Origin of the sequence: Nonomuraea rhizosphaerae (assembly GCF_019396405.1) — a bacterium.
GTDB classification, from domain to species: domain Bacteria; phylum Actinomycetota; class Actinomycetes; order Streptosporangiales; family Streptosporangiaceae; genus Nonomuraea; species Nonomuraea rhizosphaerae.
The window spans coordinates 1-1168 of record NZ_JAHKRL010000362.1; the positions used below are offsets into that span (position 1 = coordinate 1).

General features: G+C 61.4%; 1 protein-coding gene. It reads right to left on the reverse strand.

Features of this window, described 5'->3' with window-relative positions; translation table 11 throughout:
* Nucleotides 1–609 precede the first annotated feature (609 nt).
* Nucleotides 610–1168, reverse strand: a 559-nt coding sequence (locus KME77_RS18145) for a hypothetical protein (RefSeq protein WP_219468952.1), incomplete at its 5' end; no start/stop codon positions are given.

Genomic DNA, 1168 nt, shown 5'->3' on the forward strand with positions numbered 1-1168 from the left:
GGCCTCCGGAGCCGGGTGCGTAGGTTCGAATCCTACAGGGGGCACTCGATCTTGATCAGCGGTTCCGGCCGCTGACCAGGGCAAACATCGTAAGTACGGGCGGGCCTCCAGTCTCACGGAGTCCCGCCCGTTCTCGTTGTAGCTCGCTGACTGTGGACCAACCGTGGACCATGATCGATCTTCTGCCTGAGCCTCGAACGGCGAGGCGGCTCCATGTCACAGATGCTTCCTCAGCTGCAGTTGGATCGACGCCGGGCCAGCAGGTCCTCATCCCGGCCTGGGCGCTGCTCACTCGCCAGTCACGTGATCGGCTTGAGATCGCCTGTGGTGCGCTAGATGGTTAGAACTGCGGTGCCCTGGCACGGACCTGAGCTCGTCCTTGAAAGCTGCTCGACCGAGATCCTTAAGCGCAAGGACCAGTCGTCTGGAGGGCGCGGAGGTCGGCAAAGTACAGCGTGGCGAAACGGTCTCAATCAGCCGAGCAGGGTGGTTGCTCCACCTGAGAGCAGAAGGTCAACAGTCCGGCCCTGCCCCTGGCCATAAGACTTCACCAGCAAGAACGCCCCGAACGAATCACCGTTCGGGGCTTGATGTCCGGTGACAGCAACGTCACCAGTCGTAGCGAAACTCCTCCACGAGCTCCTGGCGGTACCTGAAGTGTTCTGTGAGTCCCACGTCCGTCCCGGTCAGGTACTTGGCTACGCCTTCCATCGCTTCATGGATTGCGCGCATATCTAGCCTGTCTACCTTGTCGAACGTGGGCCGGCCCTTGGTGGTGATCGGGTACCGAGCCTCTTGGGCTGTGGGGTCGAGCGCGTGGAGCTGAAGTATCAACCGTCTGACGTGCCGGGTCGACTCGTCATCGTCGAAGGCCTCAGTGGCAGCGATCAGGCTCTCCGTCTTCTCCCACAGTTTGGCCAGATTGTGGGTACCGGGAACATCGATCTCGTTGCCAAGCCCTTGCTGCACCAGGTTGATCAAGGACTTGAGACGAATCTCAACGTAGTGTCGCCAGCACATGAGGAAGGGAAAGATGAGGGAGTGCCCTTCCCCTCGTAGCGTGGAGACCGAACCGGGAGAGGTTTGGTCGTGGCAGCAGTCACGCGGCGGCGCTTTGATCCGGAGTTCCGGGCGGGCGCGGTGCGTATCGTGAAGGAGACCGGCAAGC